General features: G+C 67.6%; 22 protein-coding genes. 14 read left to right on the top strand and 8 right to left on the bottom strand.

Features of this window, described 5'->3' with window-relative positions; translation table 11 throughout:
• Positions 1-256 precede the first annotated feature (256 nt).
• From EGM71_RS12135 to EGM71_RS12105, 7 genes are all read left to right on the top strand, one after another.
• Positions 257-1,015, top strand: coding sequence for an SDR family NAD(P)-dependent oxidoreductase (locus tag EGM71_RS12135; RefSeq protein WP_188489832.1), 759 nt, complete (start codon positions 257-259; stop codon positions 1,013-1,015).
• Positions 1,016-1,144: 129 nt separating this feature from the next.
• Positions 1,145-1,597: an MgtC/SapB family protein gene (locus EGM71_RS12130; RefSeq protein WP_005410036.1), complete on the top strand. Its 453-nt coding sequence runs from the start codon at positions 1,145-1,147 to the stop codon at positions 1,595-1,597.
• Positions 1,598-1,822: 225 nt separating this feature from the next.
• On the top strand, positions 1,823-3,481 hold the full coding sequence (lldP, locus tag EGM71_RS12125; protein WP_188485134.1) for an L-lactate permease: 1,659 nt from the start codon (positions 1,823-1,825) through the stop codon (positions 3,479-3,481).
• Between the two features lie 53 nt (positions 3,482-3,534).
• Positions 3,535-4,299 carry a transcriptional regulator LldR gene (gene lldR, locus EGM71_RS12120; RefSeq protein WP_012511377.1) on the top strand — a complete coding sequence of 255 codons (765 nt, stop codon included), beginning with the start codon at positions 3,535-3,537 and terminating at the stop codon, positions 4,297-4,299.
• A gap of 4 nt (positions 4,300-4,303) precedes the next feature.
• On the top strand, positions 4,304-5,443 hold the full coding sequence (lldD, locus tag EGM71_RS12115) for an FMN-dependent L-lactate dehydrogenase LldD (RefSeq protein ID WP_188485133.1): 1,140 nt from the start codon (positions 4,304-4,306) through the stop codon (positions 5,441-5,443).
• Positions 5,440-7,146 carry a D-lactate dehydrogenase gene (dld, locus tag EGM71_RS12110; protein ID WP_188485132.1) on the top strand — a complete coding sequence of 569 codons (1,707 nt, stop codon included), beginning with the start codon at positions 5,440-5,442 and terminating at the stop codon, positions 7,144-7,146. Before lldD ends, dld begins: the two co-directional genes overlap by 4 nt.
• Before the next feature lie 98 nt (positions 7,147-7,244).
• Positions 7,245-8,129 (top strand): hypothetical protein, encoded by an 885-nt coding sequence (locus EGM71_RS12105; protein ID WP_188485131.1) that lies wholly within the window; start codon positions 7,245-7,247, stop codon positions 8,127-8,129.
• 48 nt (positions 8,130-8,177) lie between these two features.
• Here the strand turns inward: EGM71_RS12105 and EGM71_RS12100 are convergent, their stop codons facing one another.
• Entirely contained in the window at positions 8,178-8,474 is a 297-nt protein-coding gene (locus EGM71_RS12100; protein ID WP_188485130.1) for a hypothetical protein, read from the bottom strand.
• A gap of 171 nt (positions 8,475-8,645) precedes the next feature.
• On the opposite strand from EGM71_RS12100, the gene EGM71_RS12095 reads away from it, so the two are divergent.
• Both EGM71_RS12095 and EGM71_RS12090 read left to right on the top strand, forming a co-directional pair.
• Positions 8,646-9,305 (top strand): decarboxylase, encoded by a 660-nt coding sequence (locus EGM71_RS12095; protein ID WP_188485129.1) that lies wholly within the window; start codon positions 8,646-8,648, stop codon positions 9,303-9,305.
• Positions 9,306-9,373: 68 nt separating this feature from the next.
• A complete protein-coding gene (locus EGM71_RS12090) occupies positions 9,374-10,153 on the top strand; it encodes a CDP-diacylglycerol diphosphatase (RefSeq protein ID WP_188485128.1) in 780 nt (259 codons plus the stop codon).
• On the opposite strand, the gene EGM71_RS12085 is transcribed toward EGM71_RS12090, so the two are convergent.
• Positions 10,150-10,785: a GNAT family N-acetyltransferase gene (locus EGM71_RS12085; protein ID WP_223224458.1), complete on the bottom strand. Its 636-nt coding sequence runs from the start codon at positions 10,783-10,785 to the stop codon at positions 10,150-10,152. The two genes, EGM71_RS12090 and EGM71_RS12085, sit on opposite strands and share 4 nt — an antisense overlap.
• A gap of 180 nt (positions 10,786-10,965) precedes the next feature.
• Here EGM71_RS12085 and EGM71_RS12080 point away from each other — a divergent pair, with 180 nt between their 5' ends.
• On the top strand, positions 10,966-13,692 hold the full coding sequence (locus EGM71_RS12080; protein WP_188485127.1) for a TonB-dependent receptor plug domain-containing protein: 2,727 nt from the start codon (positions 10,966-10,968) through the stop codon (positions 13,690-13,692).
• A gap of 80 nt (positions 13,693-13,772) precedes the next feature.
• Here the strand turns inward: EGM71_RS12080 and EGM71_RS12075 are convergent, their stop codons facing one another.
• Complete coding sequence (locus tag EGM71_RS12075) at positions 13,773-14,414, bottom strand: hypothetical protein (RefSeq protein WP_188485126.1); 642 nt, start codon at positions 14,412-14,414, stop codon at positions 13,773-13,775.
• 184 nt (positions 14,415-14,598) lie between these two features.
• Here EGM71_RS12075 and EGM71_RS12070 point away from each other — a divergent pair, with 184 nt between their 5' ends.
• Positions 14,599-15,759, top strand: a complete 1,161-nt coding sequence (locus EGM71_RS12070; protein ID WP_188485125.1) for an amidohydrolase family protein — start codon at positions 14,599-14,601, stop codon at positions 15,757-15,759.
• Positions 15,760-15,827: 68 nt separating this feature from the next.
• Here the strand turns inward: EGM71_RS12070 and EGM71_RS12065 are convergent, their stop codons facing one another.
• Both EGM71_RS12065 and EGM71_RS12060 read right to left on the bottom strand, forming a co-directional pair.
• Positions 15,828-16,265 (bottom strand): DUF3806 domain-containing protein, encoded by a 438-nt coding sequence (locus EGM71_RS12065; protein ID WP_188485124.1) that lies wholly within the window; start codon positions 16,263-16,265, stop codon positions 15,828-15,830.
• 132 nt (positions 16,266-16,397) lie between these two features.
• Positions 16,398-17,279 carry a LysR substrate-binding domain-containing protein gene (locus EGM71_RS12060; protein ID WP_188485123.1) on the bottom strand — a complete coding sequence of 294 codons (882 nt, stop codon included), beginning with the start codon at positions 17,277-17,279 and terminating at the stop codon, positions 16,398-16,400.
• 122 nt (positions 17,280-17,401) lie between these two features.
• Here EGM71_RS12060 and EGM71_RS12055 point away from each other — a divergent pair, with 122 nt between their 5' ends.
• Together EGM71_RS12055 and EGM71_RS12050 are read left to right on the top strand one after the other, a co-directional pair.
• The gene (locus EGM71_RS12055) at positions 17,402-18,103 is read left to right on the top strand and encodes an ankyrin repeat domain-containing protein (protein ID WP_188485122.1); all 702 of its coding nucleotides are present in this window, start codon (positions 17,402-17,404) and stop codon (positions 18,101-18,103) included.
• Positions 18,104-18,154: 51 nt separating this feature from the next.
• Complete coding sequence (locus tag EGM71_RS12050; RefSeq protein ID WP_188485121.1) at positions 18,155-19,612, top strand: amidohydrolase family protein; 1,458 nt, start codon at positions 18,155-18,157, stop codon at positions 19,610-19,612.
• Positions 19,613-19,701: 89 nt separating this feature from the next.
• On the opposite strand, the gene EGM71_RS12045 is transcribed toward EGM71_RS12050, so the two are convergent.
• A complete protein-coding gene (locus EGM71_RS12045) occupies positions 19,702-20,631 on the bottom strand; it encodes a LysR family transcriptional regulator (protein ID WP_188485120.1) in 930 nt (309 codons plus the stop codon).
• Between the two features lie 93 nt (positions 20,632-20,724).
• On the opposite strand from EGM71_RS12045, the gene EGM71_RS12040 reads away from it, so the two are divergent.
• Positions 20,725-21,918, top strand: coding sequence for an MFS transporter (locus EGM71_RS12040; protein WP_188485119.1), 1,194 nt, complete (start codon positions 20,725-20,727; stop codon positions 21,916-21,918).
• Between the two features lie 495 nt (positions 21,919-22,413).
• Here EGM71_RS12040 and EGM71_RS12035 read toward each other — a convergent pair whose 3' ends face one another.
• Complete coding sequence (locus EGM71_RS12035; protein ID WP_014037539.1) at positions 22,414-23,067, bottom strand: response regulator; 654 nt, start codon at positions 23,065-23,067, stop codon at positions 22,414-22,416.
• Positions 23,060-26,089, bottom strand: coding sequence for a sensor histidine kinase (locus EGM71_RS12030; protein WP_188485118.1), 3,030 nt, complete (start codon positions 26,087-26,089; stop codon positions 23,060-23,062). The genes EGM71_RS12035 and EGM71_RS12030 overlap by 8 nt, the downstream gene beginning before the upstream one ends.
• Positions 26,090-26,160: the final 71 nt, after the last annotated feature.

Below are 26,160 nucleotides of genomic sequence, written 5' to 3'. Positions count from 1 at the left end.
GCGAATCGTCCGCAGGGGATTTGAATATGGTCAAACCGATTGGTCATTACGGCCAAGTTGAAGCGGGTGTTGAACATACGCCAGCGTTTTGGCGCTATATCCGTACTTGATTCCCTACATGAACCTCGGTTGAGGTTTCATTGCTGGAACGATCAGCCGCGGACAGGCTGTTGGTCTGCTTGTCACAGCCGACGGCGTAAGGTGGTTGATTGGCGGCCGCGCGCCGCATCGATACCCCCACCGATGGAGAATGCAGATGATTGATTACCAGTTGACCGGCAAGACCGCGATCGTGACCGGCGGCGTGTCGGGCATCGGCCTGGCCGTGGCGCAGACGCTGGCCGCGTCCGGCGCCCGTATTTCGGTCTGGGACCTCAAGCAGGATGCGGTGGATGCCACCGTGGCGCAGTTGCGCAGCACCGGTGCACAGGCCATCGGCATCGCGCTGGACGTCACCGACGACGCGGCGGTGGAGGCGGCGGTGCAGCGCACGATCAAGGAACTCGACGGCCTGCATGTGGCCATCAACAACGCCGGTATCGGTGGGCCGGCCGCCAGCAGCGGCGACTATCCGATCGATGGCTGGCAGCGCGTGATCGACGTCAACCTCACCAGCGTGTTCCTGTGCCAGCGTGCGCAGATCCAGGCGATGCGCGCGGCCGGTACCGGCGGCAGCATCATCAACATGGCGTCGATCCTGGGCCAGGTGGGCTATGCCGGCTCCACTGCCTATGTCGCGGCCAAGCACGGCGTGGTCGGGCTGACCCAGACCGCAGCGTGGGAGCATGCGGGCGACGGTATCCGTGTCAATGCGGTCGGCCCGGGCTTCATCAGCACGCCGCTGCTGGAGAAGATGGACCCGAAGGTGCGTGCCACGCTGGAAGGGCGGCACGCACTGAAGCGGCTGGGTACGGCGGAGGAAGTGGCGGCGCTGGTGGCCTGGCTGGCCAGCGACGACGCCTCGTTCGCGACCGGCACCTACTACGCCATCGATGGCGGATACCTCGCGCAGTGATGCGTTGAACGCGCGTTACGGCGGCACCGGGCACGGCCCGGCGCTACCGGGTGAACGGGTTGTGGTGTGGCCTTCACCTCTATGCCACGGGTGCCACGCGACGCTCCGGGAAACTCCCGGAGCTTTCCCATGGAACTCACCCAGGATGTCTCGATCCTGCTGCGCGTAGCCGCAGCGATGCTGTTCGGCGGTGTGCTCGGTGTCGAGCGCGAAATGGGCAAGCACGCCGCCGGCCTGCGCACGCACATGCTGATCGCCGGGGCTGCCGCGTTGATCGTCGGCCTCGGCGACTCGGTGGCCGAACATTTCCAGCAGGAGCGCTACCGTGACCTGCTGCAGGTCGACCCGGTACGTCTGATCGAAGCGGTGGTGGCCTGCGTCGGCTTCGTGGCCGCCGGCACCATCCTGCGCGGCTCACGCGAGGACCAGGTCAGCGGCCTGACCACGGCCAGCTCGCTGATCATGGCGGCAGCGATCGGGATCGCCGTGGGTATCGGCAAATACGTGATTGCGATCGGGGTGAGCGTGCTGTGCGTGCTGGTGCTGGCGGTGATGCGGCGGTTGGAGAAACGGATCTCGTAGGGAATCTCGAGTTGCCGGCCAGCGGCCGGCACTACCATGGCGGCTACTAATGGTATGACCAATATGATATCTAGCCCTATGGTCTAATAGGCTCTTCGTCGGAGTGGCGGTTAAATCCGCTGCAAGTGGTCTGATCGAAATCATCATTGGTACTACCAATAGTCGACAGCCACGGCGATCCACCGCCTGCGGTGGGGCACCTTCCGCATCCAGTCGAGAGTCTTCATGCAGCCCTGGCAACACCTGTACGACCCCGCCGGCAACCTGTGGTTGTCCAGCCTGATCGCGCTGCTGCCGATCGCGTTCTTCTTCGTGGCCCTGGCCGTGCTGCGCATGAAGGGCTGGCTGGCCGGTACGATCACCGTGGCCATCGCGCTTGGCGTGGCCCTGTTGTTCTACCGCATGCCGTTGACCCAGGCGCTGGGCGCGGCCGGCTTCGGCTTCGTCTACGGCCTGTGGCCGATCGCCTGGATCATCATCGGCGCGGTGTTCCTCTACAAGGTCTCGGTCAAGACCGGGCAGTTCGACATCATCCGTGCTTCGATCCTGTCGGTGACTGAAGACCAGCGCCTGCAGATGCTGATGGTCGGTTTCGCTTTTGGGGCCTTCCTGGAAGGCGCGGCCGGCTTCGGTGCGCCGGTGGCGATCACTGCGGCGCTGCTGGTCGGGCTGGGCTTCAAGCCGCTGTATGCCGCCGGTCTGTGCCTGATCGTCAACACCGCGCCGGTGGCGTTCGGTGCGATGGGCATTCCGATCATCGTGGCCGGGCAGGTCACCGGCCTGGACGCATTCGAGATCGGCCAGATGGCCGGCCGCCAGCTGCCGTTCCTGACCGTGATCGTGCTGTTCTGGATCATGGCCATCATGGATGGCTGGCGCGGCATCAGGGAAACCTGGCCGGCGGTGCTGGTGGCCGGCGGCTCGTTCGCCATTGCGCAGTACCTGACCTCGAACTTCATCGGCCCGGAGCTGCCGGACATCACCGCCTCGCTGGCGTCGCTGGTCTGCCTGACCCTGTTCCTGCGCCGCTGGAAGCCGGTACGGATCTTCCGCTTCGATACCGAAACCAGCGCCGAAGCGGCCGCACAGGCACTGGAGGCGCCGCGCTACAGCGTCGGCCAGATCGCCAAGGCGTGGTCGCCGTTCCTGATCCTCACCGCGATGGTCACGCTGTGGAGCATCAAGCCGTTCAAGTCGCTGTTCGCGGCGGGCGGCCCGCTGGAAAGCTGGGTGCTGAAGCTCCCGGTGCCGGGCCTGGACCAGATGGTGCAGAAGATGCCACCTATCGTGGACGCGCCGCTCAGCTACGAGGCGGTCTACAAATTCGACTGGTTCTCGGCCACCGGCACCTCGATCATCCTCGCCGCGGTGATCGCGATCATCGCGCTGCGCATGCCGGCCCGTTCGGCGCTGCACACCTTCGGCGAAACCGTGCGTGAGCTGCGCATGCCGATCTACTCGATCGGCATGGTGCTCGCTTTTGCCTTCATCGCCAACTATTCGGGCCTGTCGGCAACGCTGGCGCTGGCATTGGCGCACACCGGCGATGCGTTCCCGTTCTTCTCGCCGTTCCTGGGCTGGCTGGGCGTGTTCCTGACTGGTTCGGACACCTCGTCCAATGCGTTGTTCTCGGCACTGCAGGCGACCACTGCACAGCAGATCGGCGTGTCCGACGTGCTGCTGGTGGCGGCCAACACCACCGGCGGTGTCACCGGCAAGATGATCTCGCCGCAGTCGATCGCCATTGCCTGCGCGGCGGTCGGCCTGGCCGGCAAGGAATCGGACCTGTTCCGTTTCACGGTCAAGCACAGCCTGATCTTCACCACGATGGTCGGCCTGATCACCCTGGCCCAGGCCTACTGGCTGACCTGGATGATTCCCTGAGCCATGCACGGCTGGCCGACCACCCGCTGCGCGCTTCGGGCCACAATGGCGCCATGAGCACGCAACGAATTTCGGACAAGGTAGCTGCGCAGCTGCGCGGCCTGGTGCAGGAACAGCGGCTGCAGCCGGGCGATCGGCTGCCGGCCGAGCGTACCCTGGCGGTGCAGTTGGGGGTCTCGCGCACCGCGCTGCGCGAGGCCATCGCGCAGCTGGCCAGCCAGGGCCTGCTGACCGCACGGGTTGGCGGCGGTACCTACGTGGCCGAACCCGCGGCGCGTGCGCGGCAGGCGCTGGATGAACCGCTGGCGCCCTACCTGCCGCTGTTCCAGGGCGACCCGGAGTATCGCTTCGACGTGCTGGAGATCCGCCATGCATTGGAAGGTGCCACCGCCTGGCACGCAGCACTGCGTGCCACCGACGAGGACCGCGCGCGCATCGCGCAGGCCTTCCAGACCATGATGGACGCGCACGGCAAGGACGACCCCACCGGTGAAGCCGAGGCCGACGCGGCCTTCCACCTGTCCATCGCCGAGGCCTCCCACAACCTGGTGCTGCTGCAGGTGATGCGCGGCCTGTTCGAGCTGCTGCAGACCAATATTTCGCAAAGCCGCGAGAAGCTCTATACCTCGGCGAGGACCTTCTCGCCGTTGTCCGACCAGCACCGCGAGATGATGGACGCGGTGCTGGCCGGCGACCCCGAACGCGCGCGCGCCGCCGCGCATGCCCACCTCGAGTTCGTGCACACCACGCTGCGCACCCTCGATGACAACGAAGCCCGGCGTGCGCGGGCCTCGCGTCTACCTTCCCCACACGGTTGACCCCATGATCATCTCCGCCTCCACCGATTACCGTGCCGCAGCGCAACGCCGGCTGCCGCCGTTCCTGTTCCACTACATCGATGGCGGCGCGTATGCCGAGCACACGCTGAAGCGCAACGTTTCCGACCTGTCCGACATCGCGCTGCGCCAGCGCATCCTGCGCAACATGTCCGACCTGAGCCTGGAAACCGAGCTGTTCGGCGAAAAGCTGGCGATGCCGGTGGCGCTGGCGCCGGTCGGCCTGACCGGCATGTATGCCCGGCGCGGCGAAGTACAGGCGGCGCGCGCGGCCGACAGCCGCGGCATCCCGTTCACCCTGTCCACCGTATCGGTGTGCCCGATCGAGGAAGTGGCCCCGGCCATCCAGCGGCCGATGTGGTTCCAGCTGTACGTGCTGCGCGATCGTGGCTTCATGCGCAATGCGCTGGAGCGCGCACAGGCCGCGGGCGTGACCACCCTGGTGTTCACCGTGGACATGCCGGTGCCGGGTGCGCGCTACCGTGACGCGCACTCGGGCATGAGCGGCCCGAACGCCTCGCTGCGCCGTATCGGCCAGGCCATCACCCACCCGCACTGGGCGTGGGACGTGGGCCTGTTCGGCCGCCCGCACGATCTGGGCAACATTTCCACCTACCGCGGCAACCCGACCGGGCTGGAGGATTACATCGGTTGGCTGGGCAGCAACTTCGATCCCTCCATTTCGTGGAAGGACCTGGAGTGGATCCGCGAGTTCTGGAAGGGCCCGATGGTGATCAAGGGCATCCTCGACCCGGATGACGCGCGCGATGCGGTCACGTTCGGTGCCGATGGCATCGTGGTCTCCAACCACGGTGGCCGCCAGCTGGATGGCGTGCTGTCCACCGCACGCGCACTGCCGACGATTGCCGACGCGGTACAGGGCGACCTGAAGATTCTCGCCGATTCCGGCATCCGCACCGGCCTGGACGTGGTGCGCATGCTGGCGCTGGGTGCCGACACCGTGCTGCTTGGCCGTGCCTTCGTCTATGCACTGGCTGCCCAGGGCGAGGCTGGCGTGGCCAACCTGCTGGACCTGATCGCCAAGGAGATGCGCGTGGCGATGACACTGACCGGTGCGCACCGTATTGCCGACATCGGCCGCGATTCACTGGTCAACCTGCCATGAGTGGCCACGATGCCGTGCTGGCGCAGTTGCGCGACGCGGTCGGCAGCCGCCATGTATTGACCGGTGACAAGGCCACGCGCCGCTTCCGTCGCGGCTATCGCTTCGGCGATGGCCCGGTACTCGCGGTGGTGCGCCCGGGCACTTTGCTGGAACTGTGGCGCGTGCTGAAGGCGGCGGTGCAGGGTGGGGCGGCGATCATCCTGCAGGCAGCCAATACCGGACTGACCGGCGGCTCGACCCCGGACGGCGCTGACTATGGCCGGCCGATCGTGCTGGTCAGCACGCTGCGCCTGACCGGCATCCAGCTGTTGAACGAGGGCCGCCAGGTGCTGTGCCTGCCCGGCGCCACGCTGGACCGCCTGGAGCAGACGCTGGCACCACTGGGCCGTGAACCGCATTCGGTGATCGGCTCGTCCTGCATCGGTGCCTCGGTGCTGGGCGGCATCTGCAACAACTCCGGCGGTGCGCTGGTGCGCCGTGGCCCGGCCTATACCGAACTGGCACTGTACGCGCAGGTCGATGCGCAGGGCCAGCTGCAGCTGGTCAACCATCTGGGCATCGCGCTGGGTGATACGCCCGAGCAGATCCTGCAGCGCCTGCAGGCCGGCGACTATGCTGCTGCCGACGTTGGGGACGGCGATGGCCGCGCCGCCTCCGATCCACGCTACGCCGAGGAAGTGCGCCGGGTCGATGCCGATACGCCGGCACGCTTCAATGCCGACCCCAGCCGCCACTTCGAGGCCGCGGGGTCTGCCGGCAAGCTGGCAGTATTCGCGGTGCGCCTGGATACCTTCGAGAAGGAGGCCGCCGAGGTCTTCTATATCGGCAGCAACCGCACCGACAGCCTCACCGCGATCCGGCGCCAACTGCTGACCGGCTTCGAACGCCTGCCGATTGCCGGCGAGTACATCCACCGCGATGCCTATGACATCGGCGAGCGCTACGGCAAGGACAGCTTCCTGCTGATCGACCGCCTCGGCACCGCGCGCGTGCCCGTCGCATTCGCGCTGAAGAGCCGCGTCGACGGTTGGTTCGAACGCCTCGGCCTGCGCGGGGTGACCGACCGGGTGATGCAGGTGCTGACCGGCCTGCTGCCCTCGCACCTGCCCAAGCGCATGGGCGAGTTCCGCCAGCGCTATGAGCATCACCTGTTGCTGAAGGTCTCCGCGCAGGACGCAGCAGAAACCGAGGCCTGGCTGCGCGACTTCTTCGCCCACCATGAGGGCGGTTACTTCCACTGCACGGCGGAGGAGGGGCGCAAGGCCTTCCTGCATCGCTTCGCGGTGGCCGGTGCCGCGGTGCGCTACCGCGAAGTGCATCGCGACCAGGTGCAGGACATCGTGGCGCTGGACATCGCCCTGCGCCGCGACGATGCCGACTGGTTCGAGCAGCTGCCGGCCGATATCGACGGCCGCCTGCTGCACAAGCTGTACTACGGCCACTTCCTGTGCCACGTGTTCCACCAGGACTACATCGCGCGCAAGGGCGAAGACCCGATGGCGATCGAGCATGCGATGTGGGCGCTGCTGGACCAGCGTGGCGCCGAGTATCCAGCCGAGCACAATGTGGGCCACCTGTACCCGGCCAAGCCGGCGCTGGCCGGGTTCTACCGGCAGCTGGACCCGAGCAACACGTTCAACCCCGGTATCGGCCAGACCTCGAAGGAAAAAGGGTGGGGTCGCTGCGATTGCAGCGGGCATTGACGGAGGCCGCGCGGACACAACGTGGTGTCGAAGTCGAGCAGGGCTCGACGCCTGCCGGTCAGCGGTTACCATCGGAACCCCAGCCGCAGGAGCCGCCCATGCATTCCGTTCTCGTCCGCGCCACTCTGTGCGCTGCAGTGCTGGCAACCCCGCTGCTGGTGCTGGCCCAGCCCTCGATCCTGCCGCAGCAGCGTGACGCCGCCGGTAATGTGATGGAGCCATTGGGGCAGGTGCTGGAACAGAGCGGGCAGGGTGGAGCACGCATGCAGTACTGCACTCTCGATCGTGCCTGGTGCGTGCGTGTGCAACCGGTGGCCGAGGACGGCGATCGGCCGACGACGCTGGAAGTCGCTGAACGGGAGGCCGGCGAAAGCGAGCCGCACGTCTACCACGTCAGCATCGACGTGCCGCAGGAAAGTGAGCTGTCGCTGTGGCCGTGGATCGTGCGCCTGGCGCCGGGCGTGGGCAGCGATGAGACAGTGAGCGACCCCCGGCAGCGCGCCCGCCAGAACGTGCTGGTGGGCGGTATCGTCAAATTCAGCGCGATGTACTCGGGCGGTGGTGCCGACGCATCCACGCTGCAGCTGGCGCGCGTGCGACACCTGCAGGATGACATCCAGGTGGACGACGACGTGCTGACCCTGCCATGGCTGGGCAACGCGATGATCCGCGCCTGTTTCAGCGAGCAGGACATGAAGCAGCGCGCAGGCGCCTGCCACGACGAGTACGGGTTCTCGGCAAGGCTGGCGCTGGATACGGCCGTAGAGGGCATGCCGGTGCTGCGCTACCAGACGGTGGCAACCCGCTTCCCGGCGGGTGTTTCGCGCTTCGAGGATTCGCTGGCCAAGGGCCCGCTGAAGAAGAAGGATCTGCGCACCGAACAGGACCCGGCATGCAGCTATACGCGGTTGTTCCGCTTCAGCGATGGGGTATTCCACCCCGACCAGGCGTTGCCGGACTGCGCCGGCTATACCGAGCCCTGAACTGTAGCGTCGAGCATGGCTCGACCCTACAGAAGCCCGTGGCGGCGCTTACTCGCAGCGCGTGGAGGTGATGATGTTGTCCTTGTCCACGTACACACGCAGGCGATCCTGGCGGATGTCCTTGGTGGTGATGGTGCTGGGGCCGATCGGGTTGACCAGGCCGGCGCCGCTCTCGCTGGACAGGCGGCGGATGTTGGCTTCGTTGGCCGGCTGGCCGATCGCCCAGCCCAGCTGGCTGGCATCGCAGTGGCCGGTGCCCTTGACCTGGGGGCCAGGGGTGCTGACGCAGGCCGACAGCAGCAGGGCCGACGCAGGCAGCAACAGGGACAGACGGAAGGCGGACATGCGAGCGCTCCTGCGCAGGGGAAGATGGGCGGAACGATAGCACCCGGCGCGCGAAAGGCGTCAGCGTCCCGGTCATTGCCGGCACAGCATGGTCATTGCATAGTGGGAGGGATGACTGGCAGCACGCCAGCGGGCAGGCCGGGCCATTCCGGTGCAGGTGCTGGATACGGTATGACGGCAGGCAGTTTCCGCGACAAGCGCAGGGCGAGAACGGTACTGGCGGTATCGGTGCTGGGCGTGGCATTTGCCGCCTCTGCGGCCGAGCCGATGCCGGCTGCAACCGCGGAATCGCCAGTGTTCGGTGCCTGGCGCAACCTGCAGACCGAGGCCGGCTACGCACCGGCCCAGCGCAACCTGGCCTTCGCGATGCTGCCGCAGGCCGCTACCCGCGGTGATCGATTCGCCATTGTCGACCGTGAGGGCAAGCGCGCGGTGTGCTGCCTCCAGGTGGCCAGCCCGTCGCTGGGCGTGGCCGCGCTGCGGGAGCAGTACCACCTGCCGCAGGCCTGGGTGACCGACCTGAGCAATGGCCGCAGTCCGGCGCGTCCTTACCTGCCGCATGTCTATGCGATGCAGCGGGTAGACGAACTGGCCGACTATGGCTTCGCCGATGTTCCGGGGGCCTACAGCGACCTGGGCGGGCTGCTGATTCCCGAAGGTGCCGCCCTGGAGGCTGATGGCAGCGCCGTGCGCCTGGGCGATGACCGTTACTCCCTGCATTTCCAGCGCCAGCCGCATGCCGATGACGATGGCGCGCTGGACCGCTACACCCTGCAGGTGGGCGAGGGCGTGGCGCCGATCGTGGTTGAAGTGCCGTTCGGCACCTACTGATTGCAGCACTGTACTGGCTAGAATGCAGCGCGGCGCCGTCTGCCGTGCCTGTTCCGTGAGTCGCCGCCGTGTCCCTGCGCCCCCTGCTGCTGTCGCCCCTGCTGTTGTTGTCCGCGTGTGCGAGCGCGCCGCCTCCGCCGCCGGCCCATTCCGATGCACTGTGGCGCCTGATCGAGCGTGACTGCCAGTCGGCGGAAGGCCCGCGGGGCAGCTGCCTGCGGGTGGAGACGGCGGCCGACCGTCGCGACGTGCTGGTCAAGGACGCGCATGGCGACTACCAGTTCCTGCTGATGCCGCTGGACAAGGTCAGTGGCATCGAGAGCCATGGCCTGTACCAGCGTGGGGCGCCCAACTATTTTGCGGCCGCCTGGCGCGCGCGCGGGCATACCGAACAGGCTCTGGGCCAACCCTTGCCGCGCAACGTGGCCAGCCTGGCGCTCAATTCACCGCACGGTCGCTCGCAGCACCAGCTGCACATCCATGTCGATTGCCTGCGAGCGGACGTGCTGCAGGCACTGGACGCACATGCTGGCGCGCTCGGCCCGCGCTGGTCACCGTTGCCGGTGCCGCTGCGCGGGCATCAGTACCAGGCCAATCTGCTGCCCGGTGCAGAACTGACCGCCAATCCGCTCAACCTGCTGGCCTATGGCCTGAGTGGCGTGGGCGATGTGGGCCAGTGGAGCCTGGTGGTGGCCGGTCGCGATGACGTGCAGGGCGGCCCCGGCTTCATCCTGCTGGCCACCCGGGTGGATGCCGCCAGTGGCAACGATGCCAGCGGCGAGGAACTGCAGGACCACGCCTGCACGGTCTTGACCGGTGCCGGTGCGGCACTGGAGCGGGTGCGCTAGCCGATCCGCTGCTGGCAGCTGCGCCAGGCCGGCGCGGTCAGCGCCAGCAGCTGGCGGTCATGCCATCCCTCCGCATCCAGATGGTGGTCGCGCAGGATGCCTTCGCGGGTGAAGCCGTGCGCCTGCAGTGCTTTGGCGAACGGAGTGCTGCAGCCCGGCGGCAGCAGCACGTAGATGCGGTGCAGGCCGACATCGTCGAAGAGGAAGGGACACAACGCCTGCAGGGCAGCCTGCGGGTGGACATGCTGGTGCTGCAGTGACCGCAGCTCGGCACAGCGCGAATGCAGGGACTGCAGGCGGATGTGCAACTGGTCCAGCAGGGCGCCCTGGGTATCGTCGAATACACCGAGCACCAGCTGGTCGTTGTCCTCCTGCAGGCGCGAGCGATGAATGCTGGCGAGGAACCGCGCCTCCTCATCGACGCCGGGGGGATGCCGCTGGCCGCGTTGGCGGCGATCATCGAAGGCGCGCCAGCGCGGCAGGTCGGTGCGCTGGAACGAGCGGAGGGTGACCGGCGCCGCCTGCAGCTGCAGCAGGTGGCGGCGCAGGACCGGTCGCAACGGGGTGAGGTGGGTGTCATGGGTACGGATGATCATCCCGGCACGATGGAAGCGCCGGCCGCGCCAGGCCATGCAATTCATTGCAAAAGTGCGGCCATGCCCTGGACCCGTCTGATTCGGTTCAGGCATAAGCCCATCAGGGCTGGTCATTTCCGTTGAACCCCCCCATTCAGGACACTTTCGTTACGGGATCGTTATGTGCCGCACAGGCCACGGCTCCCCGTACCACCCGCCCACTCCCCCAGGAAGCCCATGTCCGCCTCCCACAAGGCGTTGCGCCCGCGTCCGCTGGTGCTCGCGCTGTCGTCCCTGATGCTGGTCTCGCTGCCGGCCTTCGCGCAGGAAAGCGCACCCACTACATTGCAGGAAGTGAAGGTCACCGGCTCGCGCATTCCACGTGCCAGTGTGGAGGGGCCCTCGCCGGTGACGGTGATCAGCCGTGAGCAGATTGATGCGCAGGGCTACCGCAACGCCTTCGACGCCCTCAGTGCGCTGACCGAGAACACCGGCAACGTGCAGGGCGAGGACTTCGGCAATACGTTCACGCCGGCCGCCAACACCATCAACCTGCGTGGCCTGGGCCCGAACCGCACGCTGGTGCTGGTCAACGGTCGTCGCCAGGCCGACTACCCGCTGGCCTACGAAGGCTCGGTGAACGTGGTCAACCTGGCCAACATTCCCAGCGCACTGATCGAGCGCATCGAAGTGCTGGCCGCCGGTGCATCGGCGGTGTACGGCTCCGACGCCATTGCCGGTGTAGTGAACATCATCCTCAAGGACCGCTTCGAGGGCGTGGATGTGAACGTGCGCGCCGGTGGCACCCAGCAGGGCGGTGGTGACAACCAGCGCGTGCAGGTGGTCGGTGGCACGTCCGGTGAGCGCTGGGAAGGCCTGTTCGGCTTCGAATTCGATGTACGCAAGGCGATCCACGCGCGCCAACGCGACTTCATGGATTCACTGGACGATGATCCGGCCGGCAAGGCGCCGCAGGCAACGGCGATCGCCTATCGGCGCAATGCGGCGACCGGGCGCAACATCGATCCGGGGATCAATGGCTGCGACGCCACGTCCGCTATCTACGGTGGCAGCGTATTCCGTGCCAACAACCCGCGGCTGGGAGCGTACTGCGGCAGCAACGAGGCGGCCGCCAGCTACTGGACCGTGCAGACCGAGAAGCGCAACCTCAATGGCTATGGCCTGCTGACCTTCCATCTGGACGAGCGCACCGACCTGTTCGCCGACCTGGCCGTGGGCAGTGCACGCATCAGCAACAACACCCGTGCCCCGACCTGGACGTCGTCGCGCAACTACTTCTACAACCAGACCACGGGCAACCTGGAGAGCTGGTACCGCCGGTTCGCGCCGGAGGAAATCGGTGGCCTGCCGCGCAACGCCAACCGGTTCCTGGAGAACTCGTGGTCGTTCAACGTCGGCGCGCGCGGCCAACTGGGCGACAGCGGTTGGGACTACGAGGCGGTCTACAGCCGTTCGCGCTATGAGAACCGGACGCGCCGCCCGGTGCTGCTGGCCGGCATCAACGAGTACCTGCTCGGCCCGCAGCTGGGCGTGCGCAACGGCGTGGAGGTGTATGCACCGGATCCCTCGCGCCTGTTCCAGCCGCTGACGCCGAACGAATACGAGGGCCTTTCCGGCTACCAGGAAAGCCGCAACGCGGCGTGGTTGCAGACCTTCAGCGCCAGCGTCAACGGCCGCCTGTTCGCGCTGCCGGGCGGCGATGCTGCGCTGGCGGCGGTGGTCGAGGCCGGCAGCCAGGGCTATCGCAACCGCCCGGACCCGCGCCTGGGTACCGGCGAGTTCTGGAACACCAGCGCTGGTATCGGTGCCGGTGGTGATCGTGACCGCTATGCGGCCGGCGTGGAACTGCAGTTGCCGTTGTTGACATCGCTGACCACCACGCTGGCCGGCCGCTACGACCAGTACCGCGCGGGCGGCGAGCACATCGGCAAGGCGACCTGGAGCTTCGGCGTCGAGTTCCGCCCGATCGAGAGCCTGTTGATCCGCGGCTCTGCTGCGACCAGCTTCCGGGCGCCGGACATGAACTACGTGTTCGCCACCGAGACCCGCGGCTACAACCCGGGCATGACCGATTACTGGCGCTGCCGCACCGCAGGCCAGTCGTACGACAACTGCGATTACAACGGTCTGTCGATCGACTACAGCAACCGCGCCAATGCGCAGCTGCAGCCGGAAACCGCCAAGTCCTATGGTTTCGGCGTGGTCTGGTCGCCGCTGTCCGGGCTGGATTTCAGTGCCGATTACTACGACATCCGCATCGACAACGAGGTCACCAGCCTCGACACCAGCCGCATCCTGCGCGACGAGGCCGATTGCCGCCTGGGCCGCACGCTGGGTGGCGAAGCACGCGATATCGGTTCGCCGCTGTGCCAGGACGCGCTGTCGCGGGTGATCCGCAATCCCTCCAACGCCACGGTGCAGCCGGACCAGGTGACCCGCGTGCTGATCAATCCGATCAACGCGGCTTCCGAGTCGGTGCGCGGGCTGGACCTGAAGGGCAACTGGCGCTTCGATGCCGGCCGCTATGGCCGCTTCACCACGCGCCTGGCCTATACCGTGGTGCTGGAGCACACGTACCGGCAGTTCTCCGATGACCCGGAGCGTGACATCCGCAATTCGCTGGATGACTACCAGTGGCGCAGCAAGGCCAACGGCAGCATTACCTGGAACCAGGGTGACTGGACCACCACGCTGTACGGCAATCGTTTTGGTTCACTGCCGAAGACCGATGGCAGTGGCCGCATCGCGCCGTACATGACCTACAACGCCAGTGTGTTCCGCCAGTTCGGCGAGAACCTGTCGGTGGGTGTGATCGTCAACAACCTGCGTGATAGCCGCCCGCCGGCGGACAAGAACGGAGGCGGGTGGCCGTTCTATCCGGTTGGCAACTACGACCCGTACGGTCGCCAGTATTGGCTGCAGCTGGACTACCGGTTCCGCTGATCCGGCTGGCAAACAGAAGGCCCGGCAATGCCGGGCCTTCTGCTGTGTCGATATCCGCCGTGATGGCGCGCGCCGGTGGCCTAGGGCAGTGCCTGCTGCAGGTACGACTCGATGACGTAGCTGAAGGGCTGCTGCTGGCGATCGCGCAGCAGGGCGCGCACTTCCAGGATCACGCCGCGGTCGCCTTCGCCACGCGGTGGCCAGAAGGTCTGGTCAGCCAGTGTCTGGCGCTGGAAGCCGAGCGGGCCAACCACGCGGCCAAAGGGTTCGTCGGTGCTGTCCAGCACCTGGTTCATGGCCGGACTGAGGTGGTCCGGCAGGTACCAGTTGTCTGCCTCGGAGAGTACGCGGCTGCCACAGACCAGCTGCACACGGCGGTAGCGCAGGGCGGTGCCGGGTTTCGCGCCCAGTGCCTGCAGCACGTCGGCCGGTGCCGTCTTGTCCTGGCCGTGCACCCGCACCGCGCGCACCCGTGCTTGTTCGGCCAAGCCGTGCTCGGCGCACCAGTGTTCCAGGGTGGCGGTGGCGCTCTGCCCGGACAGCACGCGCTGGTGCAACCGCTCGACCAGGGCAGCCGACGCGATGCGCTGTTGGCCAGGCGGCGCCTGCAGCGGCGCGGTGGCGACCGCATCAGTGGCGGACAGGCTGGCCATCGGGGCAGCAGCCAGCAGGGACGCGGCCTGCCAGCGGCGGAGGCGATCGTGGCGGTCGGACGGGCCCATGCGGCATCACAGCGGAAACAGGTGCCTATGGTACCCGTTCAGGCGTGTGCACGGCGTGGCTGCGACCGGTTGTCGCGGGGGCATTCATTGTTCTGATGAATGTGTGGCATCCAGATATTTCGTTGGCCGATGGCAATGCCAGCGCTCAGGATGGCGCCATGACTTGGCTTTCCGGGAGTTTCCGATGACGCTTCAGTTCGTCCATGGCGCGGTGGACCGCGCCGGCGCGCCGCTGCATTTCCACATCCACGACGGTCGTATCAGTGGTCTCAACGGTGATACCGCGCCGCGCGTGGGTGCGGAAAGCGTCGACTTGCAGGGCTATGCCGTCCTGCCGGGCCTGGTCGACGGCCATATTCATCTGGACAAGAGCTTCGTCGGCGACCGCTGGCACCCGCATCAGCCGGTGAACAGCCTGCGAGAGCGGCTGGCGGTCGAGAAGGCCGCGGTGGCGGGGGCCGCGCCGATGGTCGACCGCGCCGAGGCCTTGATCCGCCAGTGCAGCAGCTTCGGCACGGTGGCGATGCGCTGTCACGTCGATGTCGACGGCAGCACCGGCCTGCGTCATCTCGAAGCAGTGCGCGAGGCCGCGCTGCGCTGCGCCGACATCATGCGCATCCAGCTGGTCGCGTTCCCGCAGGCCGGGGTGATGTCCTGCCCGGGCACAGCTGCTGTGCTCGAGCAGGCCATTGCAGCGGGCGTGGAGGTGCTGGGCGGCATCGACCCGACCACGCTGGATGGCGATGCCGAAGGCCAGCTGGCCCTGCTGTTCGGCCTGGCCGAGCGCTATGGCGTGCAGCTCGACATCCACCTGCACGAGCCCGGCGAAACTGGGCTGGCCCAGCTGCTGCGCATCGCCGCACGCACCCGTGCCGCCGGCCTGCAGGGGCGCGTTGCCGTCAGCCATGCCTACTCGCTGGGCGACGTGCCGTTGGCGCGCGCGCTGCAGGTGGGTGAAGCACTGGCCACGGCGGGCGTTGCGATCATGAGCAACGCGCCAGGCGACCATCCGTTCCCGCCTTTGCGTGCGCTGCATGATGCCGGCGTGCGCGTGTTCGCCGGCAATGACAACATCCGCGACTGCTGGTGGCCGTACGGCAACGGCGATCTGCTGCAGCGGGCGATGCTGCTGGGCTACCGCTCGGGCTTCTACACAGATGCCAACCTGATGCTGGCGCTGGACATGGTCACCACCCATGCCGCACAGGTGATCGGCCTGCCTCAGCATGGCGTTGCCGAAGGCCGGCCGGCGACGTTCGTCGCGGTGCGTGCCGACCACGGCCCGGCCGCCGTGGCCGGAGTGCCGGTGCAGCGCCGCGTAGTGGTTGATGGCCGTTGGCTGTAGGTCTCTGCCGTGCGTGGATGAATGTGGGCGCACGGTAGTTTCATCCACGCATGGCGTGGAGCTACCCGTCAGGCGTAATCGTCGGCGCGGGTGGCGACGAACTCTTCGAGCCACGCCAGCAGGTGGGCGATGTCGATGACTTCGCCCTGTTCGACGCGCTTGAGCAGCAGTGTGCTGGCGCCGATCTGCAGGCTGCTGTCGGCATAGCGCAGCACCGCATCGATGCCCCAGGCATCGGTGACCTGCATCCAGGCCAGGCCCGGCACGCGCTGGGCCAGGGTGTCACCGAACGCCACGCCCAGTGCTTCCCAGCCATCGCAGTCGTCGCGGTCGATCAGCTCGGCATCGACCACGCGCTGCAGCGTGGTGGCCGCCAGCGGCCACTGCACCGGCAACGTCGGAAAGCCGGCGGCCACGCGCGCAGCGATCAGCGAGCGCTGGTGCTGCAGATGCGTCTGCAGGGCCGCGGGTAGGGGATCGAAGCGGGTAGGGATTTCGTCGGACATGACAAGGCGCCGTGGAGCACGGAAACAATGGGCACTCTAGCGGCAGAACCGTGATTTCCGCGCGACAGGCCTGTCCAGGTTTCGATGCTCAATGCGCGGGTTTCATCCGCGCATGACGTGGATCTACCGCGGTCAGTCCGGTTCGCGCTGTACCTGCCGCCATAACTCGCTGGCCAGCGCACGCACCGCATCATCAGCATCGGCGCGGTGCAGCAGGCCTATCTCGTAGTTGTCGATCACCGGCAGGTCGTGCTCGCCATCAATGACGCGGTGTTCGCGGGTAACCGCGCGGCGCGGCAGCAGGCTGATGCCGATGCCATCGGCTACGGCACCCTGGATGCCACTCAGCGACGAGCTGGTGAAGGCGATGCGCCAGCGCAGGCCCAGCGCTTCCACGGCGTGGATCATCTCGTCGCGGTACAGCCCGCGCGGCGGAAATGTGACCAGCGGCAGCGGGTCCTGCTGCAGGCAGCTGCTGCGCAGGCTGTCGATCCAGTGCATCGGCTCGCGGCGGCAGTGCACGGCCTGGCGGCTGTTGCGGCGCTGCTTGACCAGCACCAGGTCCAGCTCGCCGTGGTCGAAGCCCTGCGCCAGGTCGCGGCTGAGGCCGCTGCTGATTTCCAGCTTCACCTGCGGGTGGCGGCGGCTGAAGGCGGCCAGCATGCGGGTGGTCTGTGCGTTGACGAAGTCCTCGGGGACACCGATGCGGACCGCGGTTTCCACCGTCGCGCCGGCCAGCGCCTGCGCCATTTCCTCGTTCAGGTCGAGCATGCGCCGCGCGTAACCGAGCAGGGTGTGGCCGGCGTCAGTGGGGTGCACGTCGCGGTGGCCGCGTTCGAGCAGGCGATGCCCGGCCAGTTCCTCCAGCCGGCGCACCTTCTGGCTGACCGTGGACTGGGTCGAATGCAGGCGGGTGGCCGCGGTGGTGAAGCTGCCACAGTCGGCCACCATCACCAGCGCCCGCAGCAGGTCCAGTTCGAACAGGGTTCTATTCGATTTGGCACTGTCTTGCATTTGAACATTTCACTTCTGGATACCCAACCCGACTTCTACCATGCAGGGCAGGGGCCGGCAATGCCCGGCTGTTGCAACCGTCGCCCGGCGTTCCGTGGTGACGGACATGAGGAGACACCGTCATGCGCTTCCATCGTTCCGCTGGCTGGCCTGGGCCGTTCACGCGCGTGCTGCTGTTGTGCCTGCTGGCCATGGTCACCCCCGCCTGCACCGCCACGTCCAGGGCCGACGCAGACGCGCGCCTGCGGGATGCTGCCAGCCGCGGCGACGCCGATGCGGTGCGACAGGCGATCGAGGATGGCGCCACGCTGGAGGCGCGCGATGGCCAGGGCCGCACCGCGTTGCTGCTGGCCACGCATGGCAACAACGTGGATGCCGCGCGCGAACTGATCGAGGCCGGGGCAGACGTCAATGCCAAGGACGCGCTGCAGGACAGCGCCTACCTGTATGCCGGCGCGCGTGGCCTGGATGAGATCCTGGCGATGACGCTGGCGCACGGCGCCGATCTGCGCAGCACCAACCGCTATGGTGGCACCGCGCTGATTCCGGCCGCCGAGCGCGGCCACGTCGCCACCGTGCGTACGCTGCTGCGCGCGGGCGTGGCGGTCGATCATGTCAACCGCCTGCACTGGACCGCACTGCTGGAAGCGATCCTGCTCGGCGATGGCGGTGCGCGCCACGTGCAGATCGTGCAGCTGTTGCTGGATGCCGGTGCTGACCCGGAGCTGGCCGACGGCGATGGCGTAACGCCGCTGGCACACGCGCGCCAGCGCGGCTATACCGGAATTGAAACCCTGCTGCGCCAGCACGGCGCGGTGCGCTGAATACAAACCCCTTCCACCCGCACGCCGGTCGTGCCCATCAGGATGCTGTCCATGTTCCGTTCCCGTCCGTTGTCCTTTGCCATCCTCCTTGCGGTGGCGCCGGTGTCGGCCTCTGCCGCCGAGCGCGCCGACCTGCTGATCCGCAATGCCACCGTGGTCGATGTCGAGCACGCCAGTACCCTGGCTGGGCAGAGCGTGGTGATCCGCGGCGAGGACATCGTCGCCGTCGGTCCGGATGCACAGCTGCGCAGCCAGTGGAGCGCGGCCCGCCAGATCGATGCCAAGGGCAAATACCTGATCCCGGGCCTGTGGGACATGCATGTGCACTTCGGTGGCGGCCCGGCGCTGATCGAAGAGAACAAGGCGCTGTTGCCGCTGTACATTGCGCACGGCATCACCACGGTGCGTGATTGCTCCGGTGATCTTCCCGAACAGGTGCTGCAGTGGCGTGGCGAGATCGCCAAGGGCACGCTGTTTGGCCCGCGCCTGCTCAGCTCGGGCGCGAAGATTGAAGGCATCAAGCCGGTCTGGAAGGGCACGATCGAAGTGGGCAGCCAGGCCGACGTCGACAAGGCGATCACCCGCCTGCAGCACGACAAGGTCGATTTCGTGAAGATCACTGACAGCACGCTGAAGCCGGAACTGTTCCTGTACTCGGCCAGTGCCGCGCGCAAGGCCGGGTTCAAGGCGTCGGGCCACATCCCGATGGCGCTGACCGTGGAGCAGGCGGTCGATGCCGGCCTGGCCTCGATCGAGCACCTGGACTACGCGTTCAAGGCGGGCAGCAAGGACGAGGCGCAGATTGCCGCCGACTTTGGAGCTGGCCGCATCGACCGTGCCGAAGCCAACCGCCGTCTCGACGCCAGTTTCGACCGTGACACCGCGATGCATGCCTACCGTGATTTCGCCAAGCGCGGCGTGTTCGTGACCCCGACCCTCAACGGTGGCCGCATCCTCGACTTCCTTGACCAGGATGACCACGCCAATGACCCGTACCTGGCCTACATCGGCCCGGGCCTGCGCGCGACCTACCAGTGGCGCGTGGACCGCGCGGCGAAGGCCACGCCGGCGCAGATCGAAGCGCGCCATGCGCAGTACCACCAGGTGGCCGCAGTGCTGCCGATGCTGCAGGAAGCGGGCGTAACGATCATCGCCGGCACCGATGCAGGCTTCCTCAATTCGTTCAACTTCCCGGGCATCGCCCTGCACCAGGAACTGCAGCTGTTCGTGAAGGAGGGCCTGAGCGCGCCGCAGGCGCTGTCGGCGGCGACCCGTTCCGGCCCGGCCTGGTTCGGCCAGATGGACCGCTACGGTGGCGTTGCCCAGGGCAAGGCTGCCGATCTGGTGTTGCTGACCGCCAACCCGCTGCAGGACATCGCCGCCACCGAGAAGATCGACAGCGTGATCCTGCGTGGCAGCGTGTATGACCGCGCCGCACTGGACAAGATGCTGGCCGACACCAAGGCCAAGGTCGCAGCGTGGAATGCCGAGGCGGGTAAGTCCAACTGATTGCCGGGTCGGACGGAATCCACGCATGGCGTGGATCTACCCGTACCCTCAGTAGATCCACGCCATGCGTGGATGATGCGGCCGATGACCTAACGCGGCGCCGGCCGCATTCCATGCAATTGCGGCAGTGCGGCCTTCATCGCATCGATGAAGGCGCGCAGCCGTGGGGGCTGCTGGCGTGCGGCCGGAAACACCACGTGTACCGGCAATGCCGGCGCTTGCCAGTCCGGCAGCAGCTGCACCAGCCGCCCCTGTGCGAGATCGTCGGCGACCAGCCAGGCCGAGACCACCGCTGCGCCCAGCCCGGCGCGTGCGGCCTGCTGCACCACGAACAGGTTATCGCTGAGCAGGCGCGGGCTGATCGAAAGGGTATGCGCGCGACCCCGAGCGTCATGCAGCAGCAGGCGTTCGCGGTAATAGGTGACCAGTGAGATCCATGGCAGTGCCTGCGCCTGTTCTGGTGTGCTGATCGCGGTGGCCTGCACCAGCGAGGGCGCTGCCACGACGATGCGCGGCACTTCGGCGAGCGGCAGTGCGACCATGCGCGGTTCGTCGACCGGACCCACCCGCACCGCGCAGTCGATGCCTTCTGCGATGAAATCCGGGCGACGATCTTCAAGGATCCACTCCAGGCTCAGCTGCGGGTGCTGGGCGAGGAACGCGAGCATGGTCGGCAGCAGCTGCGCCTGGCCGAACGCGTGCGGCACCATCACCCGCAGGCGTCCGCGAAGCGTTTCCGGTTCGCCGTGCAGTTCGGCCTGCAGCGACTCCCATTCGTCGACCACGCGTTGCGCATGGCGCTGGCAGCGCAGGCCATCTTCGGTCAGCTGCAGGCCGTGGGTGGAGCGCTGCAACAGGCGCAGGCCGAGCTGCCGCTCCAGTGCCTGCAGGCGGCGACTGACCGTCGGCTGGGTGGTGCCCAGCTGCACGGCCGCAGCAGACAGGCTGCCGGCATCGACGATGCGCAGGAAGGTACGCAGCAGATCCAGGCGATCTGCGCCGTTGGCGAGGTCATTCATGCGTGTAACGTATGAAGGGTATGTGCGCGAGCCTACTACAGACGCCTGGCGAATACGGGCAGGATACGCCCACTTCCTCCACCGGACTCCCCCATGTCTACCCCCTCGTTGTCTGTCGCCGCCGCACCTGCGACCGCGCCTTCCACCCCGTTGGTGCTGGCGATGGCGGCCGGCGCCGGCTTCTCGGTCGCCTCGCTGTACTACAGCCAGCCGATGCTGGGCCTGATCGCCCAGGACCTCGGCGCAGGTGAGCGCGCCGCCGGCCTGGTGCCGACCCTGACCCAGCTCGGCTATGCGCTGGGTATCCTGCTGCTGGCACCGCTGGGCGACCGCTTCGACCGCCGCAACCTCATTCTGCTGAAGTCCGCATTGCTGGCGCTGGCACTGGGCGCCGCAGCGATGGCCGGGCACCTGCCGGGCCTGCTGATGGCCAGCCTGCTGGTCGGGCTGATGGCTACGCTGGCGCAGGACATCGTGCCGGCCGCTGCGGTGCTGGCGCCGGATGCACAACGCGGACAGATCGTCGGCCGGGTGATGACCGGCCTGCTGCTCGGCATCCTGCTGTCGCGCGTGGTCAGTGGCGTGGTGGCTGAAGCATGGGGTTGGCGCACGCAGTTCGTACTGGCCGCGGTATCGGTGGCGGCGATGGGCGCGGTGATGGCGCGTGCGCTGCCGCGTTTCGCACCGACCAGCACACTGCGCTATCCGGCGTTGTTGGGTTCACTGCTGGCGTTGTGGCGCGAGCAGCCGCAGCTGCGCCGTGCGGTGGCCAGCCAGTCGCTGCTGGCGGTCGGCTTCAGTGCGTTCTGGTCGACGCTGGCGCTGATGCTGCATGCCCGCCTGGGCCTGGGCAGTGCGGCGGCGGGTGCGTTCGGTATTGCGGGTGCGGCCGGCGCGCTGGCCGCACCATTCGCCGGCCGTTTCGCCGATCGTCTGGGGTGCCATGCGGTGGCACGGCTGGCGATCGTGGTGGCGCTGCTGGGCTTCGGCCTGCTGCTGGTCGAAGCCTGGTTGCCGGCTGCTGCGTTGTTGCCGCTGCTGGTGGTGAGTGCGCTGCTGTTCGACTTCGGTTTCCAGTCGGCGCTGGTGGCGCACCAGACCCTGGTCTACGGCCTGGTGCCGCCGGCACGCAGCCGGCTCAATGCGCTGCTGTTCACCGGCATGTTCATCGGCATGGCCGCCGGTGGGGCGCTGGGCAGCCTGGCGCTGGCGCAGTGGGGTTGGCACGGCGTGGCCTGGCTGGCGGTGGTGTGTGCGGGCGGCAGCCTGCTGCTGCGTTTGAAGTAGGGGTGGTGTTCGGCAGGGCTTGCAGCCCTGCACCTGCTGGAAGCAACAGCAACAGCAACGGCGGGTTTCTTGTGGGGTGGTGGGGCGGTGTCGGAGTGCGGGGACGCCGCAAGTACGTCCTTGTAGGCTTGGCAGCCGCATCCATGCGGCTGACACCCCGCACTCCGACACCGCCCCACCTCTGACAGTTTCCCGATGTCTGATGGATCCACGCTTGTGTGGATGACTCCATCGGAATCGAATATTTCAATATCTGTGAGATCTGAGCCGAGCATGGCTCGGCTACAGATAGCAATACACGACAGGTCGCGGGGAATTGTCGAAGGCGGGGTGGGTCCGGTTGCGGGGGCGTGAGCCGCATGGATGCGGCGACCGAGCTTACATGGGTGAGGGCGCTTTGCTTGCGAAGCACCGCTTCGCAAGCGCCCGAACGCACAGCCGCCAGCGGCTGGCACTACCGCGGGTGCAGGGCTGCAAGCCCTGCCGAACAACCCCCTAATCGTGCCCGCTGTCGTCCAGGCTGATGATGCCGCGCCGCAGTGCCTGGGTTACCGCATGCGTGCGATCGCCGACGCCCAGCTTGTCCATCAGGCTTTTCATGTGCGCCTTCACCGTCTGCTCGGAAATCTGCATGCGCTCGCCGATGCGCTTGTTCGACAGGCCACCGGCCACGTGCCGCAGCACTTCGGTTTCGCGCGGCGACAGCCGGTCTTCCACCACATGTGCGGCGATGCTCGCCGCCACCGCCGGGGGGATCGGTGCGCGCCGGCCGCCAGCGACCATACGGATCGTATCGACCAGCTCGTGGCGCAGCATGTCCTTCAACAGGTACGCACTGGCGCCGGCCTGCAGCGCCCGCACCGCACGCACGTCACCGCGATAGGTGGTCAGCACGATGATGCGCGCACGCGGATCCATCGCGCGGATCCGCACGATGGCTTCAACACCATCCAGGCGTGGCATCTGCAGGTCCATCAGTACCACGTCCGGCTGCAGCTGCTGATAGCGCGCGATGGCTTCCTCGCCATCGGCGGCCTCGCCGAGCAGGCGCAGGTCGGAATGGGCGCCCAGCAGCGCAGCCAGGCCGTCACGCAGCAACGGGTGATCATCGACCACCAGTACGCCGATCGGGGCAGGGGATTCAGTCATGGCTCGTTCTACTCCAGGGCCAGCGCCAACGCGATGGGCGGCGGTGATACAGGCGACGGGCGGGAACCGCCAGCGCGACTTCGGTACCCAGCCCGGGGCGGGTCCACAGCTGCAGTTCCGCGCCGAGACGCTGCGCGCGTTCGCGCATGCCCTGCAGGCCCCAATGGCCATGGCCGGCATTCTCGTCGGCGATGCCGACGCCATCGTCGCGCACGTGCAGCAGGAAACACCGCGTGCCATAGGACAGTTCCACTTCAATGGCACTGGCATCGGCATGACGCAATGCATTGCGGATGGCTTCGCGCCCGATCAGGAACACCTCTTCCGCTGCGTCGGCCTGCAGCGGTGGCGTCGCGCCTTCCACGGTCAGGCGCAGGGGATTGGTGCCGTGCCCGGCGTATTCGGCGTGCACATCGGCCAGCGCCGAAGCGAGGTCGCGGCCCGCGAACGGTCCCTCGCGAAGCGCATTGACCCGCTCGCGGCCCTCGGCCAGGTTGCGTTCGGCCAGCTGCATCGCCGACTCCAGCTGGCTGCGTACCGGTTCCGGTGTCTGCGCTGACTGGCTGATCGCGTGCAGGCGCAGGATCAGGCCCTGGCTGCCCTGCAGCAGGGTGTCGTGCAGGTCGCGCGCGATGCGTTCGCGTTCGCCGTTGCGTTCCTGCAGGCGCGCGCGGAACAGCGCGGCCAGCTGTCCGCTGCGGATGCGCACCGCCATCACCAGCAGCGCAAGCACTGCGGCCGTGCACAGCAGCTTGAACCACACGGTCTGCATGAAGGTAGGGGCGATGCGGAAGCTGCGGCTGGCCGGCGCGGTGCTCCAGATGCCGTCCTCGTTGGCGGCTTCCACCTCGAACCGGTAGTTGCCCGGCGCAAGGTTGGTGTAATACGCGCGGGTGCTGCTGCCTGCGTCCTGCCAGCCATCGTCGACGCCTGAGAGGCGGTATCGGTAGCGGTTGCGCTCCGGACGTGCCAACGACAGCGCCACGTAATCGATCTGCAGCTGGCTGGTCCCGGCCGGGAGGCGCAGGTCATCGCGCAGGGGCTCGTGCTCGCTGCCGTACAGCACCTCGCCGATGCGCACGCTGGGAGCCATCGTATTGACGTGCGAGCGGGTGGTGTCCAGCCAGGCCAGGCCCTGGTTGGTGGCCAGCCACAGCAGGCCGTCATCGGCCAGGGCGGCGGTGGCGATCGGTCCGCTCTGCAGGGCGATGCCGGGCATGCCGTCAATGGCATCGAACAGGCGAGGCGTTACCGGCAGGCCGGTGCGCAGGGCACGGCGCAGCAACCCGCTTTCCATCCGTACCAGGCCACGGCTGCCGTTGAGCCACAGGTGCCCATTGGCATCGGCGACCATGCCGGTGATGCCTTCCAGGACGCCGGCCATGTCGGTGCGCACCGGAACGAAACGTCCACTGCCCAGCCGCGCGGCCAGCCCGGCCTCCCCGGCGACCAGCAGCAGGTCCTGGTGATGCAGCAGCGCCGTGATCGGCCCCACTGACAGGCCGTGGCCGGCATCGAAGGTCTCGATGCCGGTTGCGTCCATCCGGCGCAGTCGGCCATCGGCATAGCCGAGCAGCAGCTGGCCACGGGCATCCAGCGCCAGTGATGAGCAGGCCTGCTCGGGGAGGCGACTTTCGCGTTGCCACTGGTCGTGCTGGTAGTGCAGCACCCCTCGTTCGCCGGTGCAGGCCCAGGCCTGTCCGTCGTCGGGGAACAGCAGGGCATGCAGCGGCTGCCCGGTGAATGGCGGAGGCAGCGGGATCAGTGTGGTGTGGCCGGCTACGGTGCGCGCAAGGTTGACCCAGTCGAACTGCCAGATCGGCGTGGGTGCCTGGCGTGCGGCGGCCTGCAGCTGCGAGGCGCTGCCATCCAGCACGGTACGTCGCAGGTCGTAGGGCTTGAGATCTTCGCCGTAGCCATACACGCGGCCATTGCTGGCCCGCACCAGCGAGCGGTAGGGATCGCTCGGACCCACCGCCAGGGTGTGCACGCTGCGTGCGCGGAAGCGGTTGAGGCCGAGATTGGTACCGACCCAGAGATTGCCTTCGCGATCGACGATGATCGGTACCGCCGAGGTGGCGGTCAGCCCGTGCGGCGAATCGAAACGCTCCATGCGTACGGCCTGGGCGCCGTCGAAGGAGACGCGGGCGACGCCGCCGTGCGGGCTCATCGTGGCCCACAACGAACCGTCGGCGGTGAACTGCAGGCGCGCGGCGACCAGCTCCGGCAGCCGTCGCGCTTCGCGCTCGCTGTCCGGCAGCAGGCCCTGCGCGTTGGCCAGTGGCGAGGTGCCGCGCAGCCGGTCGGCCAGCCACACTTCGCCCTGCGGGCTTTCGGCCAGCGTCGCCATCTGCGAGACGGCGATGCCGGTGTCCTGGAAGGTTGCCTGGCCGGCAGCGCGCATCCACACCTTCAGATCGGCCAGGACCCAGAACGTGTCCCGGCTGTCGTGCAGCAGCCACTGCACTCGGCGTTCCGGCAGCCCGGCACTGGCCGGCAGTGGCTGCCAGCGTTGTCCATCAAAGCGGCGCAGCCCGCCATTGATCGCCGCCCACAGCCGACCCTCGCGATCCTGGCTGAAGTGCGGCACCACACCGACCGGCACTCCCTGTTCGCGGCCATAGCTGTGCAGCTGCCCCTGCGCGAACCGGCTGATGCCGGCCTGGAAGTAGCCGATCCACAGGGCGCCATCGCGGCCCTGCGCCAGCGTGACCATGTTGGTGGACGGGAAGTGGCTGCCAACGGGCGCCGCCTGCCGTTCGAAACGACGGCCATCGAAGCGGTACAGGCCCGAGCCGGTGGCCAGCCACAACAGGCCGTCACGGTCCTGGGTGATGTCCCAGATGTCGCCAGGTGCGCCTTGGCCGACGCGCCAGGCAGTGTGCTCGTAATCGGGCAGCCCGCCGCTCACCGGCGGACGCTGCACGGCAAGGGCGGGCAGGGCGATCAACAACAGCAGGCAGGTCAGCAGCGTCGGCAGGCGACACAGGAACGGGAAGGGGCGGCCACGCATGGCGCGCATTCTGGCAGGTGCGGGGCAGCCCGGGGTGACCCGAACGGGGTAGGCGGCGTGCGCCGACCTCGGCTATCACG

Origin of the sequence: Stenotrophomonas maltophilia, assembly GCF_006970445.1 — a bacterium.
GTDB lineage: Bacteria > Pseudomonadota > Gammaproteobacteria > Xanthomonadales > Xanthomonadaceae > Stenotrophomonas > Stenotrophomonas maltophilia_AU.
This window is presented reverse-complemented; position numbering and strand designations above follow the sequence as displayed.

Bases quoted from the DNA above. Each gene is read 5' to 3' on its own strand.
- lldD (WP_188485133.1), top strand. From the start codon at position 4,304: ATGATCATCTCCGCCTCCACCGATTACCGTGCCGCAGCGCAACGCCGG.
- lldP (WP_188485134.1), top strand. From the start codon at position 1,823: ATGCAGCCCTGGCAACACCTGTACGACCCCGCCGGCAACCTGTGGTTG.
- EGM71_RS12135 (WP_188489832.1), top strand. From the start codon at position 257: ATGATTGATTACCAGTTGACCGGCAAGACCGCGATCGTGACCGGCGGC.
- EGM71_RS12040 (WP_188485119.1), top strand. From the start codon at position 20,725: ATGTCTACCCCCTCGTTGTCTGTCGCCGCCGCACCTGCGACCGCGCCT.
- EGM71_RS12095 (WP_188485129.1), top strand. From the start codon at position 8,646: ATGACGGCAGGCAGTTTCCGCGACAAGCGCAGGGCGAGAACGGTACTG.
- EGM71_RS12075 (WP_188485126.1), bottom strand. From the start codon at position 14,414: ATGGGCCCGTCCGACCGCCACGATCGCCTCCGCCGCTGGCAGGCCGCG.
- EGM71_RS12065 (WP_188485124.1), bottom strand. From the start codon at position 16,265: ATGTCCGACGAAATCCCTACCCGCTTCGATCCCCTACCCGCGGCCCTG.
- EGM71_RS12100 (WP_188485130.1), bottom strand. From the start codon at position 8,474: ATGTCCGCCTTCCGTCTGTCCCTGTTGCTGCCTGCGTCGGCCCTGCTG.
- EGM71_RS12080 (WP_188485127.1), top strand. From the start codon at position 10,966: ATGTCCGCCTCCCACAAGGCGTTGCGCCCGCGTCCGCTGGTGCTCGCG.
- EGM71_RS12105 (WP_188485131.1), top strand. From the start codon at position 7,245: ATGCATTCCGTTCTCGTCCGCGCCACTCTGTGCGCTGCAGTGCTGGCA.
- EGM71_RS12050 (WP_188485121.1), top strand. From the start codon at position 18,155: ATGTTCCGTTCCCGTCCGTTGTCCTTTGCCATCCTCCTTGCGGTGGCG.
- lldR (WP_012511377.1), top strand. From the start codon at position 3,535: ATGAGCACGCAACGAATTTCGGACAAGGTAGCTGCGCAGCTGCGCGGC.
- dld (WP_188485132.1), top strand. From the start codon at position 5,440: ATGAGTGGCCACGATGCCGTGCTGGCGCAGTTGCGCGACGCGGTCGGC.
- EGM71_RS12035 (WP_014037539.1), bottom strand. From the start codon at position 23,067: ATGACTGAATCCCCTGCCCCGATCGGCGTACTGGTGGTCGATGATCAC.
- EGM71_RS12060 (WP_188485123.1), bottom strand. From the start codon at position 17,279: ATGCAAGACAGTGCCAAATCGAATAGAACCCTGTTCGAACTGGACCTG.
- EGM71_RS12130 (WP_005410036.1), top strand. From the start codon at position 1,145: ATGGAACTCACCCAGGATGTCTCGATCCTGCTGCGCGTAGCCGCAGCG.
- EGM71_RS12055 (WP_188485122.1), top strand. From the start codon at position 17,402: ATGCGCTTCCATCGTTCCGCTGGCTGGCCTGGGCCGTTCACGCGCGTG.
- EGM71_RS12085 (WP_223224458.1), bottom strand. From the start codon at position 10,785: ATGGCCTGGCGCGGCCGGCGCTTCCATCGTGCCGGGATGATCATCCGT.
- EGM71_RS12070 (WP_188485125.1), top strand. From the start codon at position 14,599: ATGACGCTTCAGTTCGTCCATGGCGCGGTGGACCGCGCCGGCGCGCCG.
- EGM71_RS12045 (WP_188485120.1), bottom strand. From the start codon at position 20,631: ATGAATGACCTCGCCAACGGCGCAGATCGCCTGGATCTGCTGCGTACC.
- EGM71_RS12030 (WP_188485118.1), bottom strand. From the start codon at position 26,089: ATGCGCGCCATGCGTGGCCGCCCCTTCCCGTTCCTGTGTCGCCTGCCG.